The organism is Streptomyces antnestii, assembly GCF_004005495.1.
Lineage (GTDB): Bacteria > Actinomycetota > Actinomycetes > Streptomycetales > Streptomycetaceae > Streptomyces > Streptomyces antnestii.
Genome location: NZ_RZYA01000004.1, coordinates 307,914 through 326,566, shown reverse-complemented (window position 1 = coordinate 326,566; position 18,653 = coordinate 307,914). Strand labels below are relative to the sequence as shown.

Annotated in this window: 10 protein-coding genes; 6 read left to right on the top strand and 4 right to left on the bottom strand. The window is 72.5% G+C overall.

Going from position 1 to position 18,653, the window contains the following annotated elements:
* Nucleotides 1-37 precede the first annotated feature (37 nt).
* From EOT10_RS11855 to EOT10_RS11830, 6 genes are all read left to right on the top strand, one after another.
* Nucleotides 38-3,151, top strand: a complete 3,114-nt coding sequence (locus EOT10_RS11855) for an alpha-N-acetylglucosaminidase (RefSeq protein WP_127828081.1) — start codon at nucleotides 38-40, stop codon at nucleotides 3,149-3,151.
* Between the two features lie 88 nt (nucleotides 3,152-3,239).
* A complete protein-coding gene (locus tag EOT10_RS11850; protein ID WP_127828080.1) occupies nucleotides 3,240-4,046 on the top strand; it encodes a tyrosine-protein phosphatase in 807 nt (268 codons plus the stop codon).
* 129 nt (nucleotides 4,047-4,175) lie between these two features.
* Nucleotides 4,176-6,089, top strand: coding sequence for a hypothetical protein (locus EOT10_RS11845; RefSeq protein WP_127828227.1), 1,914 nt, complete (start codon nucleotides 4,176-4,178; stop codon nucleotides 6,087-6,089).
* 122 nt (nucleotides 6,090-6,211) lie between these two features.
* Nucleotides 6,212-7,129: a metal-dependent hydrolase gene (locus EOT10_RS11840; protein WP_127828079.1), complete on the top strand. Its 918-nt coding sequence runs from the start codon at nucleotides 6,212-6,214 to the stop codon at nucleotides 7,127-7,129.
* On the top strand, nucleotides 7,126-8,193 hold the full coding sequence (locus EOT10_RS11835; protein WP_189491479.1) for a PDR/VanB family oxidoreductase: 1,068 nt from the start codon (nucleotides 7,126-7,128) through the stop codon (nucleotides 8,191-8,193). Before EOT10_RS11840 ends, EOT10_RS11835 begins: the two co-directional genes overlap by 4 nt.
* A 56-nt stretch (nucleotides 8,194-8,249) precedes the next feature.
* Nucleotides 8,250-8,951 carry a TetR/AcrR family transcriptional regulator gene (locus tag EOT10_RS11830; RefSeq protein ID WP_127828077.1) on the top strand — a complete coding sequence of 234 codons (702 nt, stop codon included), beginning with the start codon at nucleotides 8,250-8,252 and terminating at the stop codon, nucleotides 8,949-8,951.
* A gap of 48 nt (nucleotides 8,952-8,999) precedes the next feature.
* On the opposite strand, the gene pulA is transcribed toward EOT10_RS11830, so the two are convergent.
* The 4 genes from pulA to EOT10_RS11810 all read right to left on the bottom strand — a co-directional run bounded on the left by pulA (nucleotide 9,000) and on the right by EOT10_RS11810 (nucleotide 18,650).
* Nucleotides 9,000-14,303, bottom strand: a complete 5,304-nt coding sequence (gene pulA, locus EOT10_RS11825) for a pullulanase-type alpha-1,6-glucosidase (protein WP_127828226.1) — start codon at nucleotides 14,301-14,303, stop codon at nucleotides 9,000-9,002.
* Nucleotides 14,304-14,453: 150 nt separating this feature from the next.
* On the bottom strand, nucleotides 14,454-15,839 hold the full coding sequence (locus tag EOT10_RS11820; protein WP_127828076.1) for an alpha-amylase: 1,386 nt from the start codon (nucleotides 15,837-15,839) through the stop codon (nucleotides 14,454-14,456).
* 115 nt (nucleotides 15,840-15,954) lie between these two features.
* On the bottom strand, nucleotides 15,955-17,676 hold the full coding sequence (locus EOT10_RS11815; RefSeq protein ID WP_127828075.1) for a glycoside hydrolase family 13 protein: 1,722 nt from the start codon (nucleotides 17,674-17,676) through the stop codon (nucleotides 15,955-15,957).
* A gap of 59 nt (nucleotides 17,677-17,735) precedes the next feature.
* Nucleotides 17,736-18,650, bottom strand: a complete 915-nt coding sequence (locus EOT10_RS11810; RefSeq protein WP_127828074.1) for a sugar ABC transporter permease — start codon at nucleotides 18,648-18,650, stop codon at nucleotides 17,736-17,738.
* Nucleotides 18,651-18,653 lie beyond the last annotated feature (3 nt).

The following is an 18,653-nucleotide window of genomic DNA, read 5'->3' as shown; positions in this document are numbered from 1 at the left end:
CGTGCGCCGCACCAATCGACGCAGGGGGCACACATCCATGACCGCACCGTCGCGACGTTCCGTCCTCGGCACCGCCGGCGCCATCGGCGCCATCGGCCTGGGAGCCGCCGCAGGGCTCACGGTCCCGGCTCACGCCGCCGAGGGCCCCGCCTTCGATACGGCTCCCGTGCGCGCCGCGCTCAACAGACTGCTCCCGGACCACGCGGACCAGTTCCGGCTCGGGCTCCTCTCCGCGCAGGGCGGCCGCGACCGGTTCCGGGTGACCGGCACGCGGGGCGGCATCGAGGTGTCCGGGACGACACCGGCCGTGCTGCTCACGGGAGTTCACTGGTATCTGAAGTACGTCTGCGGGGCGCACATCGCGTGGAACGGCAGCCAGCTGGACCTGCCGAAGGTCCTGCCCGCGCCGGCCCGCCCGCTGGAGAGATCCACCGCGCTCCCCCACCGGTTCGCGCTCAACGACACGAACGACGGCTACACCGCGCCGTACGCCGAATGGGCGTACTGGGAGCGGATGATCGACGTCCTGGCGCTGCACGGCTGCAACGAGGTCCTCGTCATCGCGGGCACCGAGGCCGTGTACGAGCGCGTCCTGAAGGACTTCGGGTACAGCGATGCGGAGTCGCGGGCCTGGCTGCCGGCGCCCACGCACCAGCCGTGGTGGCTGCTGCAGAACCTGTCCGGCTACGGCGGCCCGCTCTCGCCCGAACTCATCGCCCGGCGCGTCGAACTCGGGCGGAAGATCGCGGGCAGGCTGCGCGAGCTCGGCATGTCACCCGTGTTCCCCGGCTACTACGGGCACGTCCCCGACGGCTTCGTGGAGCGCAACGGGGGCGACGCGCACGTCGTGCCGCAGGGCACCTGGCACGGCTTCGACCGGCCCGACTGGCTCGACCCCCGCACCCGCTCCTTCGCCGACGTCGCCGCCTCCTTCTACGGGCACCAGAAGGACCTGTTCGGCGCGGCCGCGCACTTCAAGATGGACCTCCTGCACGAGGGCGGCACGGCCGGGGACGTGCCCGTGCCGGACGCGGCGCGCGGCGTCGAGCAGGCGCTCCAGAAGGCGCACCCGGGGGCCACCTGGGTGATTCTCGGCTGGGAGGCCAACCCGCTGCCCGCGCTCATCGACGCGATCGACAAGAAGCGCATGCTGATCGTCGACGGCGTCTCCGACCGCTTCGCGGGCGTCACCGACCGCGAGAAGGACTGGGGCGGCACGCCGTACGCCTTCGGCACGATCCCGAACTTCGGCGGGCGCACCACGATCGGCGCCCGCGCCCACGTCTGGAACGAGAAGTTCTTCGCGTGGCGCGACAAGGCGGGCAGCGCGCTCGCCGGCACGGCGTTCCTGCCGGAGGGCACCGACCGCGACCCGGCGGCCTTCGAGCTGTTCTCCGAACTGGCCTGGACCGAGGCCCCCGTGGACCGGGCCGACTGGTTCTCGGGGTACGCCGACTTCCGTTACGGCGGCCGGGACGCGCAGGCCCGCGCCGCCTGGCGCGCCCTGCACGACACCGCGTACCAGCACACCGCTCCGGAGCGCAGCGACCCGCACGACTCGCTGTTCGCCGCCCGGCCCGACCTGGCGGCGAACCGGGCGGCCGAGTACGCGCCGCGCGCCCTCACCTACGACCCGGGGCGCTTCGACGCGGCCCTGAGCGGGCTGCTCGGCGTCGGCGGCTCGCTGCGGCGCAGCGCCGCGTACAAGTACGACCTGGTGGATGTCGCCCGGCAGGCGCTCGCGCACCGCTCGCGGCAGCTCCTGCCGCAGTTGCGGGCCGCGTACGGCAGGAAGGACCAGGGCACGTTCCGGGCCCTGGCGACGCTGTGGCTGAAGCTGATGCGGCTGTCCGACGACGTGACGGGGACGCATCCGGCGTTCCTGCTCGGGCCGTGGATCGACGACGCGCGGCGGCTCGCGACGAACGACGCCGAGCGCGCCGAGTTCGAGCGCACGGCGAAGGTGATCGTCACGGTGTGGGGCGACCGGGCCACGTCGGACCCGGGAAGCCTGCACGAGTACGCCAACCGCGAGTGGCACGGCCTGATGTCCGACTTCTACGTGCCGCGCTGGCAGAAGTGGCTGGACGAGCTGGAGGACGCGCTTGCCACGGGGTCGGCGCCGGCGGCCGTCGACTGGTTCGCGTTCGAGGAGTCGTGGACGCGGGAGCGCAAGGACTATCCGCTGCGGCCGGTCGGGGACGCGTACAAGACGGCGGCGCGGGTGCGGGACGTGCTCGCGCGGGCGCCGTACCAGGGGTCGCTGAAGGTCACGGCGGATCCGGCCGCGTTCCCTCCCGGCGGGCACGCGCGCGTGGAGGCCGCCTTCCGCAATGTCAACGGGCTGCGGGCGACGGGGACCGTGGACTTCACGCTGTCCGGCATCGACGCCACGCCCGAGGGCCCCACGTCCCTGTCCCGCGTCGCGCCCGCGGGCTCGGGCACGGTCCGCTGGCAGGCGAACACCCCGGGCACACCGCTCGACCGGCCACTGCGCCCGCTCCCGTACACGCTCTCGGTGCGGTACGGGCCGCAGGGTGAGGACCGGGTGACGTCGGTCCACGAGGGGACGCTCTTCGAGGCCGGGCCGCTCGACGACGGCTTGAGGACGGTGACCAACAACGCTGCTGTCTTCGGGCAGTTGGGTGACCGGTACGCGATCGACGGGGCCGGCGCGGACCTGTGGAAGGGGACCACCGAGTTCGGCTCCGCGTACCGCGAGGGGGACTTCGCGGACGGGTCGGCGGCGCAGGTGAAGGTGACGGCGCAGGCGGCGACCGGCGCGTGGGCGCGGGCGGGCCTCATCGTCCGCAACTCCCTTGCCACGCCCGGCTCCCCGGGCTTCCTGAACCTGTCCGTGACGCCGTCCAACGGGGTCGTGCTGTCGTACGACTCGAACGGGGACGGGACGCTCGACACGTACAAGCGCGTCACCGGGATCAAGGCGCCGGTGACGCTCAGGCTGACCCGGTCCGGCGGTTCGTACACCGGCTCCTTCTCGGTGGACGACGGGGCGACGTGGCGGACGGTGGCGACCGTGGCGGTGCCGGGGGCAGCGGCGCGGCAGGACGTGGGCCTCTTCATGACGGCGACGAACGGGGGCGGCGGGGCGCGCGGCACCGTGGAGTTCGCCGGCCCGCAGCTCGGGTAGCGACGCGTCCTGGGGCACCCCCTGGGCCAGAATGGGCGGGACGAAAGCCGCGAATCCGCTCGCGACTTGCGACCCTGGAGTCCCGCCCATGCCCGCGTCCGCGATCCCCGCCACCACCGTCGCCAACCTCCGTGACCTCGGCGGCACCGCACTGCCCGGCGGCCGCGTCGTCCGCTCCGGCCTCGCCCTGCGGTCCGGGCAGCTCGACCGGCTCGACCCGGCCGCCGATCCGGCCTTCGCCGCGCTCGGCGTCCGCACGATCGTGGACTTCCGCACGAACGCCGAGCGTGCCTCCCATCCGGACCACGTCCCCGACGGCGTCCAGCTCCTGGTGGCCGACGCGCTCGCCGACAAGATCGCCCAGAACGGGGTCGCGCCGGCCGCCGCCCAGCTCAGGCACGTCCTGTCCGACCCGGCGCTCGCCGAGGAGAAGCTCGGCGGCGGGCGCGCCGAGTCCCTGTTCGCCGACACCTACCGCGCCCTCGTGTCGACCCGGTCCGCGCGGGCCGCCTACCGCACGCTCCTGACCGAACTCGCCGACCCCGACGCGGGCCCGCTGCTCTTCCACTGCACCGCGGGCAAGGACCGCACCGGCTGGGGCGCCACGGTCGTCCTGACGCTCCTCGGGGCGGACGAGGAGACCCTGGAGGCGGAGTACCTGTCGGTCAACGCGGCGGTGCGGGAGGCCTTCGCGGCGCTCGTCGAGGGGTTCACCGCGCAGGGCGGCGACCCGGAGATCGCGCTCGCCCTCATCGGCGTACGGCCCTCGTACCTGCGGGCCGCGCAGGACGAGGTGGCGGAGCGGTACGGGGACTTCGGGACGTACGTGCGCGAGGGGCTCGGGGTGCCGGACGAGGCGGTGGAGCGGATCCGGCGGCGGCTCACGGCAGAGTAAGAGTGCCCGAAGTCGACGTGTTTTGTGGTGAGTTGACCAGCCCGGCGCCCGACCGCCCCACGGAGACGGCATGACGCCGTGAAGTGACCATCCGACGATTCGCTCGTTCAGCTGAACGTGCAGTCGAAGGTGCAGTCACAGGATGTCGTCCCCCGTCCCGGCCCGGTCGTCGACGTGGAGCAGGCCGAGGCCGCTCTCGTCGAGCACTATCCACGGCTCGTCCGGCTCGCCTATCTGGTGCTCCCGCCCAGCCTCGGCCGCAACCGGCGTGTGCTCACGGCGCACTCCCTGACGCAGCGCGCCCTGCCGCGCGCCCGCACCTCGGCCGTGGCGGCGGCGATCCCGGCGCCGCGCACCGCACAGGGACGCCACGCCGACCCCGGCTACGGGTTCGTCCGGCTCAGGGTCCTGCGCACCGCGCTCGACGCCGGCCGGCCGCTGCGCCGCCCGGCCTGGCCCCGGCGCTCGCAACTGCCGCCCCTGCTCCCCCAGGTGTGGGGCCTGCGGCTCTTCCCGCGCTCGGGCGGCGCCGACGAACTGGCCCTCGACCAGCGGCTCTCCGCGCTCAGCGGCCCCGGCCGCGCCGCCTTCGTCCTGCGCGGCCTCGAACGGCTCGACGACACCGCCGTACGGAACCTGCTCGACGCGGCGGGCGCCGAGGACCCGGACGCCGCGCTCGCCGAGGCGGACGGCGTGGTCACGCCCGCGGGGAAGGAGGCGCTCACGCTCCTGGAGTCGACCGAGTTCGACCCGTGCTCGCTCCAGGCGAGGCCGCCCGACCTGATGCGGCGCAGGCAGCACGTGAAGGCCGTGATCGCGGCCGCCGCCGCGACGCTGGTGTGCGGGGCGCTGCTCGGCCTGCCGGGCGGCGGCTGGGCCCCGGACGGCGCCGCCGCGCCCGCGTACGCGCAGAATCCGGCCGGGCGGGCGGCCCTGGATCCCGCCCGGCTCACGAAGGTCCCGGCCACGGCCTGGCAGACCTCGGCCCGCACGGACTTCTCGGTCTGGCCGGCGCGCGGCTCCCTGACCGGCGACCGGGCGCTGCTGCGGCGCGCCCTCGCCGTGTGGGCGCGGCCGGGCGGGTCCGTCCAGGTCTCCGCGACACCGGGCACCCAGGCCGGCGCCCCGCCGGGCCCCCCGCAGCTCCTCTACGCGGGCGAGGCCGACGGGGCGCGGATCGTGCTCCTGTACGACGGTCTTCGGGTCGTGCGGTACGCGGAGCCGAAGGACGGCACGAGCGGTGCCGCGCTCGACTTCGCCCGGGCGGACGGCGCGACGGGACCGGAGGCGGGCGCCCTGGTAGTGGACCGGGCCGACGGCAACGTCCGCTATCTGACGGCGCCCTGGGTGCGTGCGGCGGCCGTACGGAACCTGCTGCGCCCGTCGGCCGCGCCCATGCCGCTGCACCGGGACCGCGACGGTGTCACGGCCCCGTTCGCCAGCCCGGCGCTCGCCCGCGGCTGCACGTCGTGGAACGCGCTGGCCCTGCGGGACGACGCGGGCACGCGCCTCTCCACCGACCTCGGCGAACTCGTCCCGGCCCACCTCACCGCGGGCCGCCCCGGCGCCCCGCGCGAGGCGGTCGCGGCCGACTGGCAGCACACGGCGTGTTCCCTGACCGCCGTCCGCTCCCACGGGGTGCGCACGGTCAACTCCTGGGCGTACGCCCGCCAGCCGCTCCCCGAGGGCGCCGGCACGGCGGACTGGTCGTGCGCGCGGGCCGACACGTGGCGGGGCGGCGGGGCGCGGACCCTGGCCCTGTTCACGGCGCCGGGCGCGGTGACGGCGGCGGTCGCGGCCACGGCGGAGGGCACCCCGGCGTGCGGCAACCGGGACCCGCTGGTGCTGGCGGGCGTCCTGTGGAAGTCGCGGGGCGGCACCTGGTACGTGGTGGCCGGGGCGAGCCGGCAGGTCACGTCCGTCGCGTCGTCGGGCGGGGTCCGGGCCGCGGGCAACATCCTGGCCGCGCCGGCCCGGCCAGGCACCACGGCGAAGCTGTCCGGCCGCACGGCGTCGGGCCGCCAGGTGGGCGCCCTGCGCTGACCCCGGGGTCCCGGCCCTGCGCCGGCTCCGGGGCCCCGGAGGTAACCCGCTGCTGACGTCCCCGTAAAGAAATCCGTGCGCGAGGGGTGTACCGACCCTCTACCCGTCAGTACATTGACGCCATGTCTAATACGCAGAGCCGGGCGCCGCGGCCCGTCGCTGACGAGCACGTCGCGCTCAAGGCACGCAGGGTCTCCTTCTCCTGGGACAAGACCCCGCTCCACTGGATCCCGGACGACCCGTTCACCACGCACACGATCAACGTGCTGCATCTCCTGCTGCCGGCGGGCGAGCGGTGGTTCGTCCACGTCTACAAGCAGGTCCTGCCGTACATACGCGACGACCGGCTGCGCGAGGACGTCATCGGGTTCATCGGCCAGGAGGCCATGCACTCGCAGGCCCACGACGAGGTACTGCCGCACCTCAAGGACCAGGGCCTCGACCCGACCCCGTACACCGCGCAGGTCGACTGGTTCTTCGAGAAGCTGCTCGGCGACCGGACGCTGCCGCCGGGGCGGGCCCGCGAGTGGTGGCTGATGGAGCGGGTCGCGCTCATCGCCGCGATCGAGCACTACACCGCGTTCCTCGGCGACTGGGTCCTGAACGCGGACGAGCTGGACCGCAAGGGCGCCGACCCCACGATGCTCGACCTGCTGCGCTGGCACGGCGCGGAGGAGGTCGAGCACCGCTCGGTCGCCTTCGAGCTGTTCGAGCACGTCGACGGCGGCTACCGGCGCCGGGTGCGGACCTGGGCGCTCGCGTTCTCCGCCCTGATGTTCCTGTGGCAGCGCGGCGCGCGCTACTTCATGGAGAACGACCCGACCGTCCTCGACGGCAAGGCGTCCTGGAAGGAGTTCTACCACGGCGGCAAACGGGGCGTCCTGCCCTCCACCGGCGCCATGCTGAAGTCCATCCCGCGCTACCTCAGCCGCTCCTACCACCCCTCCCAGGAGGGCAGCACGGCTCAGGCCGTCGCCTATCTGGCCTCGTCCCCCGCCGCGACCGCGGCCGAGGCCCGGACCTCGAACGGAGCCGTCTGACCATGCCCCGCCTCCGCACCGTCCTCCTCGTCGCGGGCACGGCCCTGGTGGCCCGGCGGGCCATGCGCCGCCGCATCCAGGCGTCGCCCCTGTGGCCGATGCCCGCCCTCGACGAGCCCATCTCCGGCCGTCCGCGCGCGCGGGCCCTGCGCCTTCTTCTCACCCGGCACGAGACCGTCGCCGACGGCGTCGCCCAACTCCGCCTGGAGGGACAGGCCCTGCCCGCCTGGGAGCCGGGCGCGCACCTCGACCTCGTCCTGCCCTCGGGCCTCATCCGGCAGTACTCGCTGTGCGGGGACCCCGAGGACACCTCGTCGTACACCGTGGCGACCAGGCTCGTCGAGGACGGCAGGGGCGGGTCGCGCGAGGTGCACGAGCAGCTCCAGGAGGGGATGGAGATCGAGGTGCGCGGGCCGCGCAACCGTTTCCCCCTCGCCCCGGACGCCCCCTCGTACGTGTTCGTCGCGGGCGGCATCGGCATCACCCCGATTCTGCCGATGCTGCGCGCCCTCGACGCACGCGGCGCCGACTGGCACCTGCTGTACGGGGGCCGCACACGCGCCTCGATGCCGTTCCTGGAAGAGGTGGAGAAGCTAGGCGGTGAGCGGGGGCGGGTGACCGTCGTCGCCGAGGACGCGGACGGGCGCCCGGATCTGGCCGGACTGTTCGCCGACCGCGCGCCGGGCACGGCGGTGTACTGCTGCGGGCCCGAGGGCCTGATGGAGGCCGTGGCCGCGGCGCTTCCCGGCCACTGCGAGCTGCATCTGGAGCGCTTCGCCCCGCACACGTCGGCCGACGGGAACGGGCCGTTCGAGGTCGAGCTGCGCCGCAGCGGCCGCACCGTCGCCGTTCCGGCCGGCACCTCGGTGCTCGCGGCGGTGCGCGCCGAGGTGCCGAGCGTGTCGTACTCCTGCGAGCAGGGCTTCTGCGGGACGTGCCAACAGCGGGTCCTGGAGGGGGAGATCGATCACCGGGACGAGCTGCTCACGGACTCGGAGCGTGACGACTCGATGCTGATCTGTGTCTCCCGGGCACGCGGCGAACGCCTCGTGCTCGACCTGTGACGCCCACAGGCGGACCGGCGCGACACGGGGCCGGAATTGCTCGGTAGGGTGTTCGTATGACAACCGGGGTGCGCCGCAGGATGGGAGTCGAGGAGCGGCGGCAGCAGTTGATCGGGGTCGCACTCGAACTGTTCAGCCACCGCTCCCCCGACGACGTCTCCATCGACGAGATAGCCGCGGCCGCGGGCATTTCCCGGCCGCTGGTCTACCACTACTTCCCGGGCAAACTCAGCCTGTACGAGGCCGCGTTGCGGCGGGCGGCGGACGATCTGGCGCAGCGCTTCGAGGAGCCGCAGGACGGTCCGCTCGGCGCCCGCCTGATCCGCGTCATGGGCCGCTTCTTCGACTTCGTGGACGAGCACGGGCCCGGCTTCTCGGCGCTGATGCGGGGCGGCCCGGCCGTCGGCTCGTCGACGACGAACGCGCTCATCGACGAGGTCCGGCAGGCCGCGTACGTCCAGATCCTCGCGCATCTCGGGGTCACCGCCCCGTCCGCCCGCCTGGAGCTCGTGGTCCGCTCGTGGATCTCGCTCGCCGAGTCCACGGCGCTGATCTGGCTCGACGGGCGGCGCATCCCGCGCGGTGAGCTGGAGGCGCAGCTCGTGCACGACTTCGCCGCGCTCGCCGCGGTGAGCGCCGCGTACGACGAGGAGATGGCGGCGCTGCTGCGGCGCATCCTGGCGGGCGAGCCGGCCGACGGGACGTTCGGCGACCTCATCGGCCGCTTGGTCGCGCTCGCGCCCGTCGCGGTGTCCTGACGCCCGGTGGGGCAGGGGCCGGTCCCCCGCCCCACCGGGCGTTCGCGGTCAGCGCGTGAAGACCGCCACCGTCCGCGCCGGGACCGTGAAGGTCCCCGAACCGGCGTCGTACGAGGCCGACTTGACCACGGGATCGCCGCCCGCCGCCTGCACCGGGTGCAGCCGGTACGGGGTGCCCGCGACCGCGCCGACGTGCTGCTCCTGCGTGCGCGGTGTGGCGTTGAAGACGACGACGAGGTCACCGAGGCGCATCGTGATGACGCCGGGCGTCTCGTCCTTGCCGGAGAGCGGGAAGGACAGCTCGTCCTGCACCTGCCCGGCCGTCGCGAGACCGAAGCCCCGCTCCGTCGTACGGATCTTCAGCAGATCCCGGTACGCGGCCGACGTCCGCTCGATGTCCGCGCACCGCGCCACGGGCACCGAGGTCAGCAGGGGTGTGGCGGAGGGCCACTTGTCCTTGTTGTCGGCGGCGGGCGGCAGTCCGCGCCCGAAGCCGTTGCCGTCGCGGCAGTCCCAGTGGACGGCGTTGAACCAGTCGCCGCTGTCGAAGGAGTTGCGGTCGAGGGACTTGGAGCGCAGCAGGTCGGTGCCGGCCTGGGAGAGCGCGGGTCCCTGCGAGAGCGCGGCGGTCGCGAGGGCGAGGACCTGCATGCGGGAGCGGTCGGAGGCGCTGGTGGAGGCGGGCAGTTTGTAGGTGAGGGCGTCGTAGAGGGTCTCGTTGTCGTGGGCGTCGGCGTAGGCGAGGGCGTCACCGGGCGCCTCTGCGTATCCGGCGGGGGCGCCGTTGTAGTCGACGTCGGAACCCTTGACCGTGCGGCCGGCGCTGTCGGTGAAGGTGTAGGCGGCGAGGTTGCCCGTCAGGCCGACCTTGATCAGGTCCTGGTAGTGCAGGAGCCGGTCCTTCTGTTCCGCCGGACTGCCGTTCGCCTTCGAGGAGTTGGGGTCGGTGTAGAGGCCGGAGGCGAAGCCCTGGACGCCGGGGTCGGCGTCGAAGGGGCTGCCGCCGCGCACGGCGTCGCGGGCGCGGTCGGAGAAGGTGGCGATGCCGGTGCCCGCCATGTTCTTCTGCGTGGCCTGCACGAAGCGGGCGTCGTCGGCGACCTCGCCGAAGTTCCAGCCCTCCCCGTACAGGATGATCTTCTTGCCGTCGACGCCGTCCCTCGCGACGGTGAGCGCGTCGAGGGCCTTGCGGACGGCGAGGATGTTGGCCTTGGGGTGGTGTCCCATGAGGTCGAAGCGGAAGCCGTCGACCTTGTACTCCTTGGCCCAGGTGACGACCGAGTCGACGACGAGTTTGCCCATCATGGTGTTCTCGGGCGCGGTGTTCGCGCAGCACGTGGAGGTGGCGACGGAGCCGTCTGCCATGAGGCGCTGGTAGTAGCCGGGCACGATGCGGTCGAGCACCGACGTCTTCGCCTGGCCGCTCGCGGCGGTGTGGTTGTAGACGACGTCCATGACGACCCGCAGCCCGTCCGCGTTCAGGGCCCCGACCATCTTGCGGAACTCGACGGTGCGGCCGGTGCCGTCCGGGTCGGTGGCGTAGGAGCCTTCGGGGACGGTGTAGTGGTACGGGTCGTAGCCCCAGTTGTAGGCGTCCTTGGCCGCCGTCTTGCCGACGCACGCCTGCTGCTGGTCCGAGGCGGGCCCGTACGACGTCAAGTCACAGTCGGGGACGGCTTGTCGGGACTTCTTCTCCGGGATGGTGGCGATGTCGAAGGCGGGCAGGAGGTGGACGTACGAGGTGCCGGCCTTCGCGAGTTCGCGCAGGTGCCTGCTGCCCGCGCTGTCCTTGTCGGTGAAGGCGAGATAGGTGCCGGGGTGCTGTGAGGTGCGGTCCTCGACGGAGAAGTCGCGGATGTGCAGTTCCTGGATCTGGGCGTCGCGCAGCGGCACGGCCTCGGGCTTCTTCAGGGCCTGCCAGCCGGACGGGGCGAGGTTCCTCGCGTCCAGGTCGACGACGAGGCTGCGCTCGGAGTCGGCCGTGAGGGCGGTGGAGTACGGGTCGGTGACCTTGTTGGTGACGACCTTCTGGACGCTGGGCGCCCACACCTTCACGGCGTACCGGTACGGCTTGCCCTGCCAGGAGCGCGGCCCGGTCACGGACCACACGCCGGTGGCGTCGTCGCGGCGCATGGGGACGGTGCGGCCGTCCAGGTCGAGGGCGGCGGACTGGGCGGTGGGCGCCCAGACGGACAGGGTGACGCGGCCCTTCGCGAAGACGGGCCCGAGGGCCGCCGTGCGGGCCTTGGCCGCGTACAGGTCGTCGAGGACTCCGGCGGTCTGCACGCCGGTCGCCGTGACGAGGGCGCCGTTGGCGATGCGCCTCGTGAGGAGCAGCTGGCTCTTGAGGGCGTCGCGGATCCGGCCGCGGTCGCGGGGGTCGACGGTGTAGGCGTCGTACTTCTTGAGCTGCGGGAAGCGGGCGAGCTGCGCTTCGGTGAGCCCGCTCGCCCGCTTCGTCAGGCGCAGCCAGCGGCCCTCGTCGCTCAGGGCGCCGCCCTCGACGGTGATGCCGCCGTCGCGGGCGTAGACGAGCTGGGCGGACAGGGCCGCCCTGCCGCCGGCGGGCAGGGCGACGGTGTCGCGGTCGATCCACTGGGCCTCGGCCTTGGTGAGGTCGAGGTCGGGCGCTCCCCCGGTCTGCGGCAGGACGTGGCGGGCCTGTCCGGCGAGCAGCCAGACCTCGTGGCCGTCGGCGGTGAGGTCGAGGGACTGGTCAGTGGGCAGGTCCTTCTCGTCGCCCTTGTGGAGGATGTAGCTGAGCGAGGTCGCGCCGTCGGCGAGCGGCACCTCGAAGGTGACGCCGTACGCGTCCTTCTTCACGGGCTGGAGCGGCTTGGACCAGTCGGTGGGGTTCTTGGCGCCGGTCCAGGTGTGCAGGCCCCAGCCGTCGTAGTCGCCGTCGGCGCGCTGGTAGTGCAGGACGGCCTTGGTCCTGTCCTGCGGCGGATAAATACCGTCGGGCGCGGTGGCACTCTGCCCGTCCTTGCCCTGCTCGACCCAGACCTCTCCGGTCGCGCCCAGGTCGATGGTGCGCGCGGGCCCGTCGGCCGTGCCGCCCTTCTCGACGGTGTACGTGACGTCGGCGGCGCTCTCGTCGAGCTTCACCCAGGCGAAGGCGCCGTACGCGTCACGGCCGGTGAAGTCCCCTGTTCCAGCCGGCGACTTGAGCTGCCAGCCGTCGTAGTCTCCGTCGGCGCGCCGGTAGTGGACGACGGCGTAGGCGCGGTCGACGGCGCTGGGCCTGGCGGGCACGGGCGCCTTCCCCGCCGTCGAGGTGGCGAGGTCACTCGCGGTGCGTCCGGCACGGTCCACCACGACTGCCTTGTACCGCAGGGGTGTTCCGGCGGCCACGGTGCCGGGGAGGTACTGGGTGATCTTGTACGGGGCATGGTCGACGGAGCCTAGGGTGTGCCAGGCCCCGTTGCCGGTCTGGGCGGCGAAGACGACGCGGTTCAGCTGTCCGCCGTCGACGTCGGCGCCGAGGGTCACGGTGCCGGTGGCTCCGGCGGCGGGGGCGTGGAGGGTGAGCGAGGGCTCGGCGGCGGGCGCGGGCAGCGGCTTCGCGGCCTTGTAGACGACGGCGGATCCGGCCGGCACGGTGACGGTGACGTCCCGGTCGGAGCCGCTGGTCACGGCCTTGTCGGTCCCGTACACGCCGTCGAAGCGGGTACCGGCCGAACCGGTCGCGAAGGTCGCGTCCTTCGCCTCGGCCGCGTTGTTCAGGGCGACGACGTACTCGGTGCCGGTCTTCGCGTCCGTACGGGAGAAGGCGTACACGGAGCCCTTGGCGTAGCGCTCGGTCTGGACGCCGTCGGCGAGGGCCGGGTTGTCCTTGCGGAGCTTTCCGAGAGCGGCGATCTCCTTGTAGAGCGGTGCGCTCGGGTCGTAGGAGTCCTCGGCGTGGGTGCGGTTCGTGCCGAGTTCGTCGTCGTCGAGGTAGTCGTCGACCTTGGAGGCGAACATGGTCTGGCGGGCGTCCTTGTCGCCGCCGGACCCGGTGAAGCCCTGTTCGTCTCCGTAGTAGACGACGGGGTTGCCGCGCGACAGGAACATCACGGCGTTGGCGAGCCTGTCGCGCCGCACGAGTTCGGCGTCGGTCGCCTTCGGGTCGTCGGCCCTGAGGAAGTACCCGATGCGGCCCATGTCGTGGTTGCCGAGGAAGGTGACCTGTTCGTAGGCGTCGGCCTTGTCGCCGGCGTACTTGTAGTCGTCGGCGAAGACCTTGGCGAGGCGGTCGGCGGAGGCGCCCTGGGAGGCGTAGGCGCGGGCCGCGTCCTGGAAGGGGAAGTCGAGCGTCGCGTCGAGGCGGCCCCGGGTGACATAGGGCGAGGTGACGTCGGTGTCGGCGGAGTACACCTCGCCGAACATGAAGAAGTCGGGCCGCCCCCGCTTCTTCGCGTAGGCGTCGAGCGCGGTGGCCCACTGGGTCCAGAAGTCCAGGTCGACGTGTTTGACGGTGTCGATGCGGAACCCGTCGATGTCGAAGTCCTTCACCCACCGCTCGTAGATCTTCTCCATGCCGGAGACGACCTCGGGCCGCTCGGTCCACAGGTCGTCGAGCCCGCCGAAGTCGCCGTACTCGGCGCTCTCTCCGGCGAAGGTGGAGTCGCCGCGGTTGTGGTACATCGTCGGGTCGTTGAGCCAGGCGGGCACCTTCCGCCCGGTGTTCTTCGGGGTGTACGGGAACGAGCCGGCGCCGACCTCGCGCATGCCGTCGCGGTCGTCGAAGGGGCGGCCCCGGGTGTCGAGGTAGGGGTAGGCGCCCTTGGGACGGTAGCCGTACTCCTTCTCGGCGTAGTCGACGGTGTCGGCGGTGTGGTTGGTGATGACGTCGAAGAAGACCTTCATGCCCTTGGCGTGGGCGCGGGCGATCAGCCTCGCCAGGTCCTCGTTGGTGCCGAAGTGCGGGTCGACCCGCGTGAAGTCGGTGATCCAGTAGCCGTGGTAGCCGGCGGAGGCGTCCTTGCCCTCGCCCTGGACGGGCCGGTTCTTGAAGATCGGGGCGAGCCAGATGGCGGTCGTGCCGAGGCCCTTGATGTAGTCGAGCCGGTCGGTCAGGCCCTTGAGGTCGCCGCCCTGGTAGTAGCCCTTGTCGGTGGGGTCGTAGCCGGTGGCGGAACGCGAACCGGTCAGGCCTCCATGGTCGTTGGCGGGGTCACCGTTCGCGAAGCGGTCCGGCATGACGAAGTAGAACTGCTCGCGGGTGAGGTCGTGGCGGGCCGGTGCGGCGGCGAGCCGGGCGTCGGACGGGGGCGCGGGCGGGCTCTCGGCGGCGGCCGCGAGGGGCAGGGCCGGGGCGAGGGCCGCGCACAGGGCGAGCGCTACGACGGCGGCGGTGCGTCTCGGCAGCGGCCGGGCGGGGCCGGTTCGGGCAGGGCGTATCACGGGAGCTCCTCGGCGGGAGGGACACAGGGGTGCGGGTGCGCGGACAGAGCCGCCCGGCGCGAGCGGGGAGAAACGCGCCGGGCGGCCGGAACGGGGGTTGCCGGAGGGACCGTGTCAGCAGCCGGACTTGCCGGCGTACAGGGCGAGGGCCGTATTGGCGTCGAGCGTCGCCGTGAACTGGCCCGAACTGTTCACGCTCACCGGCGAGTTGCTCTGTACGTCGCAGTACGTGCCCGCGGCGAGCGACGTCTGGTAGGTGCGGGTGAGGGCGAAGGACTCGTGGTTGATGGCGACGTAGCCCTTGGTGCCGCGGCCGAAGGCGATCGCCTGGAAGCCGTTGTCCCACCAGTTCGTGACGGACTGGCCGCGGGTGGCGTTGCGGAACGCGACCATGGACTGGATCTCGGGCCAGGCGTGCTGGCACTTCCAGCCGTCCTGCCAACAGGCGTTCATGGTCCCGCCGTTGGGCGGTCCGGCGTCCTTGTCGGTCCATTCGTAGCCGGAGTTGATGTCCGGCGATCCGTAGGGCCAGGCCAGCATGAAGACGTTCGCCAGGGTGTAGTCGGCGCCGTTCTTGTAGTTGAGGGTGTCGCCGCCGCGCTCGGTGTCGTGGTTGTCGACGAAGACGGCGGACTGCCCGGAGGGCATGTAGCCCCAGCCCTCGCCGTAGTTCTTCAGGTAGGCGAGGTTCTCGTTCTGGAAGACGCGCTTGAGGTCGCGGGCGTAGCGGAACTCTTGGACGTCGCCGTTGCCGAGGTACTCGCTGGGCGAGACGGCCTCACCGGCGCCGTAGATCGCCTCCTGCTTCCAGTAGGCGTTCGGGTCGCTGAGCCGCGACTTGATGTTGGCGAGGTCGGCGGCGGCGATGTGCTTGGCGGCGTCGATCCGGAACCCGTCGACGCCCAGCGAGAGGAGGTCGTTCATGTACGCGGCGATCCGGCCGCGCACGTACTCCTCGCCGGTGTCGAGGTCGGCGAGGCCGACCAGCTCGCACTCCTGGACGTTGAACCGGTCCTGGTAGTTGCTGACCTGCGCCGTGCAGTTGTCCATGTCGGCGGCCGAGTAGGTGCCCGGGTAGTCGTACTTGGAGTACGGGGAGCCGCCGGTGCCGGTGCCCGATCCGGCGGCCATGTGGTTGATGACGGTGTCCGCGACGACCTTGACGCCGGCCGCGTGACAGGTGTCGACCATGTTCCTGAAGGCCGTACGGTCCCCGAGCCGGCCCGCGATCTTGTAGCTGACCGGCTGGTACGAGGTCCACCACTGGGAGCCCTGGATGTGCTCCTGGGGCGGCGAGACCTGCACGTATCCGTAGCCGGCGGGGCCGAGCCTGGCGGTGCACTCCTTCGCCACCGAGTCGAAGCGCCACTCGAAGAGGACGGCGGTGACGTCCTTGGTGCCGGGCGGGGAGGCCTGCGCCGTCCCGCCGGTCACCAGGCCGGAGCCTATGAGGGTGCCGGCGGCGAGGGCGAGCGCGGCCGCCCGCGATCTGTGAGCCATGGTTCCTCCTGCACGTCGATGTGCCGATGAGGTGTCCCTGCCAAGTGCAGGGGGCTGTGGGGGGTGCTCTCCCCGGCCGCGCGGGTGGGGGGCCGGGGAGAGCGGCGAAGCAGGGTCAGACCGTGAACCACACGGTCGTGTCGGCGGGGACGACCGCGTGGCCGTCACCGTGCTGGATGTCGTCGGCGGCCGAACTCGTCAGCAGGGTCCGAGCGGACGCGGGCACGCGCACCCGCACGTCCGCGCCCGTCGTGTTCGCGACGCACACGAACGCCTCGCCGTCGCCGCGCGGCTCCCGCCGGAACGCGAGCACGCCTTCGGGCGCCGGAAGCCACGCGACGCGGTCGCCCGCGCCGAGTGCCGGGTGCACGCGCCGGGCCGCGAGGGCCGAGCGGTACATCTCCAGGGTCGAGCCGGGCACCCCGGTCTGCGCCTCCACGCTCAGCGCGCCCCAGCTCGCGGGCTGCGGCAGCCAGGAGCCGCCCGCCCCGAAGCCGTACGAGGGCCCGTCGACGGTCCACGGGATCGGCACCCGGCACCCGTCGCGGAAGCCGTCCTGCCCGGCCGCGCGGAAGAACGACGGGTCCTGGCGCACCTCGTCGGGCAGGTCGACGACGTCGGGCAGGCCGAGCTCCTCGCCCTGGTAGATGTACGCGGAGCCGGGCAGCGCCAGCATGAGGAGCGTGGCGGCGCGGGCGCGGCGCAGGCCGAGCGCGGGGTCGGCGGCGACGCGCTGCTGGGTGCCGAGGCCGGGCGGGTTGGCGTAGCGCGTGGTGTGCCGGGTCACGTCGTGGTTGGACAGGACCCAGGTGGCGGGGGCGCCGACCGGGCGCATCGAGTCGAGGGAGCGGTCGATGATGTCGCGCAGTTCGACGGCGTCCCAATAGGCGCCCAGGTACTGGAAGTTGAACGCCTGGTGCAGTTCGTCGGGACGCACGTACAGGGCGGTGCGCTCGACGGTCGGCGTCCACGCCTCGGCGACGAAGATGCGCTCGCCCGCGTATTCGTCGAGGATCAGGCGCCAGGCGCGGTACACGTCGTGCACGCCGTCCTGGTCGAAGAAGGGCATGACGTCGTTGCCGAGCAGCTTCAGCTGTTCGTGGGCGCCGAGGTCGGGCAGGCCCGCGGCCTTCACCAGGCCGTGGGCCACGTCGATCCGGAAGCCGTCGACCCCCATGTCGAGCCAGAACCGCAGGATGGAGCGGAACTCGTCGCCCACGGCGGGGTGGTCCCAGTTGAGGTCGGGCTGCTCCGGCGCGAAGAGGTGGAGGTACCACTCGCCGTCGGCGACGCGGGTCCAGGCGGGGCCGCCGAAGATGGACTCCCAGTCGTTGGGCGGCAGTTCACCGTCCGCGCCCTTGCCGGCCCGGAAGTGGTAGCGCTCGCGCAGCGGGGATCCGGGGCCTTCGGCGAGGGCCCGCTTGAACCACTCGTGCTGGTCGGACGAGTGGTTGGGCACGAGGTCGACGATCACGCGCAGGCCGAGCCCGTGCGCGTCGCGGATCACGGCGTCCGCGTCGAGGAGGGAGCCGAACATCGGGTCCACGGCACGGTAGTCGGCGACGTCGTAGCCGGCGTCCGCCTGCGGGGACGCGTAGAACGGGCTGAGCCACACCGCGTCCACACCGAGGTCTCTCAGGTGCGGGAGCCGGGAGCGGATGCCTTCGAGGTCACCCATACCGTCGGCGTTGCTGTCGGCGAAGCTGCGCGGATAGACCTGGTAGATCACCGCGTCGCGCCACCAGCCGGTGGGCGCGTCCGCGGGAACGGAGGCCGAGGCGGAGGTCGAGGCGGAGGTCGAGGGGGCCTGCGCCGGGTCGGCAGTGTGCTGACTCATGGTGTCCTTGCTGCGTCAGGGGTTTGCGTGCGTGCGGGCGGCGGAGAGTGCGGCGGGTCTCAGCCCTTGGTGCCGCCCGCCGTGAGGCCGGTGACCAGGTTCCTCTGGACAAGGTAGAAGAACGCGGACACGGGAATGGCGATCAACACCGCGGTCGCCGCCATGTAGTTCCACTGCGCGTCGTGTTCGCTGACGAAGCTGCGCAGGCCCACGGCGAACGTGTACTTCTCGTCGTCGAGCATGAACGTGGAGGCGAAGGCGACTTCGCCGAACGCGGTGATGAAGCTGTAGAACGCGGCCACCGCGAGGCCGGGCCTCGCCAGCGGGACGATCAGCCGGGCGAAGGTGCCGAAGGGCGAGAGGCCGTCGATGCGGCCGGCCTCGTCGATCTCGTGGGGGATGGTGTCGAAGTAGCCCTTGAGGAGCCACGCGCAGTACGGCACCGCCGTCGAGCAGTACACGAGGATGAGGCCGCCGTACGTGTCGATGAGGCCGAGGTCGCCGAGGATCTCGTACATCGGCACGATCAAGACGGCGATCGGGAACGCCTGCGTGAGCAGCAGGATCCACATCAGCTTGCGGTGGCCGGGGAAGCGCATGCGCGAGACGGCGTAGCCGGTGGTGGCGGCGAACAGGACGCCGACGACCGTGGTGCCGAGGGAGACGATCAGGGTGGACTGGAGCCACTTGAAGAAGTTGGTGTGCTCCAGGACGAACGAGTAGTTCGAGAAGGCCGCCTTGCCGAGGATGCGGCCGGGGTGGAGGTAGTCGTCCTTGTCCGGGCCGAGCGAGAGGTAGATCAGCCAGGCGATCGGGAAGAGGGCGATCAGGCCGGCGAGGCTCAGCACGCCGTGCGTGGCGAACGTCGCGAGGCGGCTGCGCTCGCCGCGCCGGCGCACCCGTCGCGGGCGGACGGCCTCGGTGGTCGTGTCCGTGCGCGGGGCCGGGGCGTCGACGGTGGTCGTGGTGCTCATGGG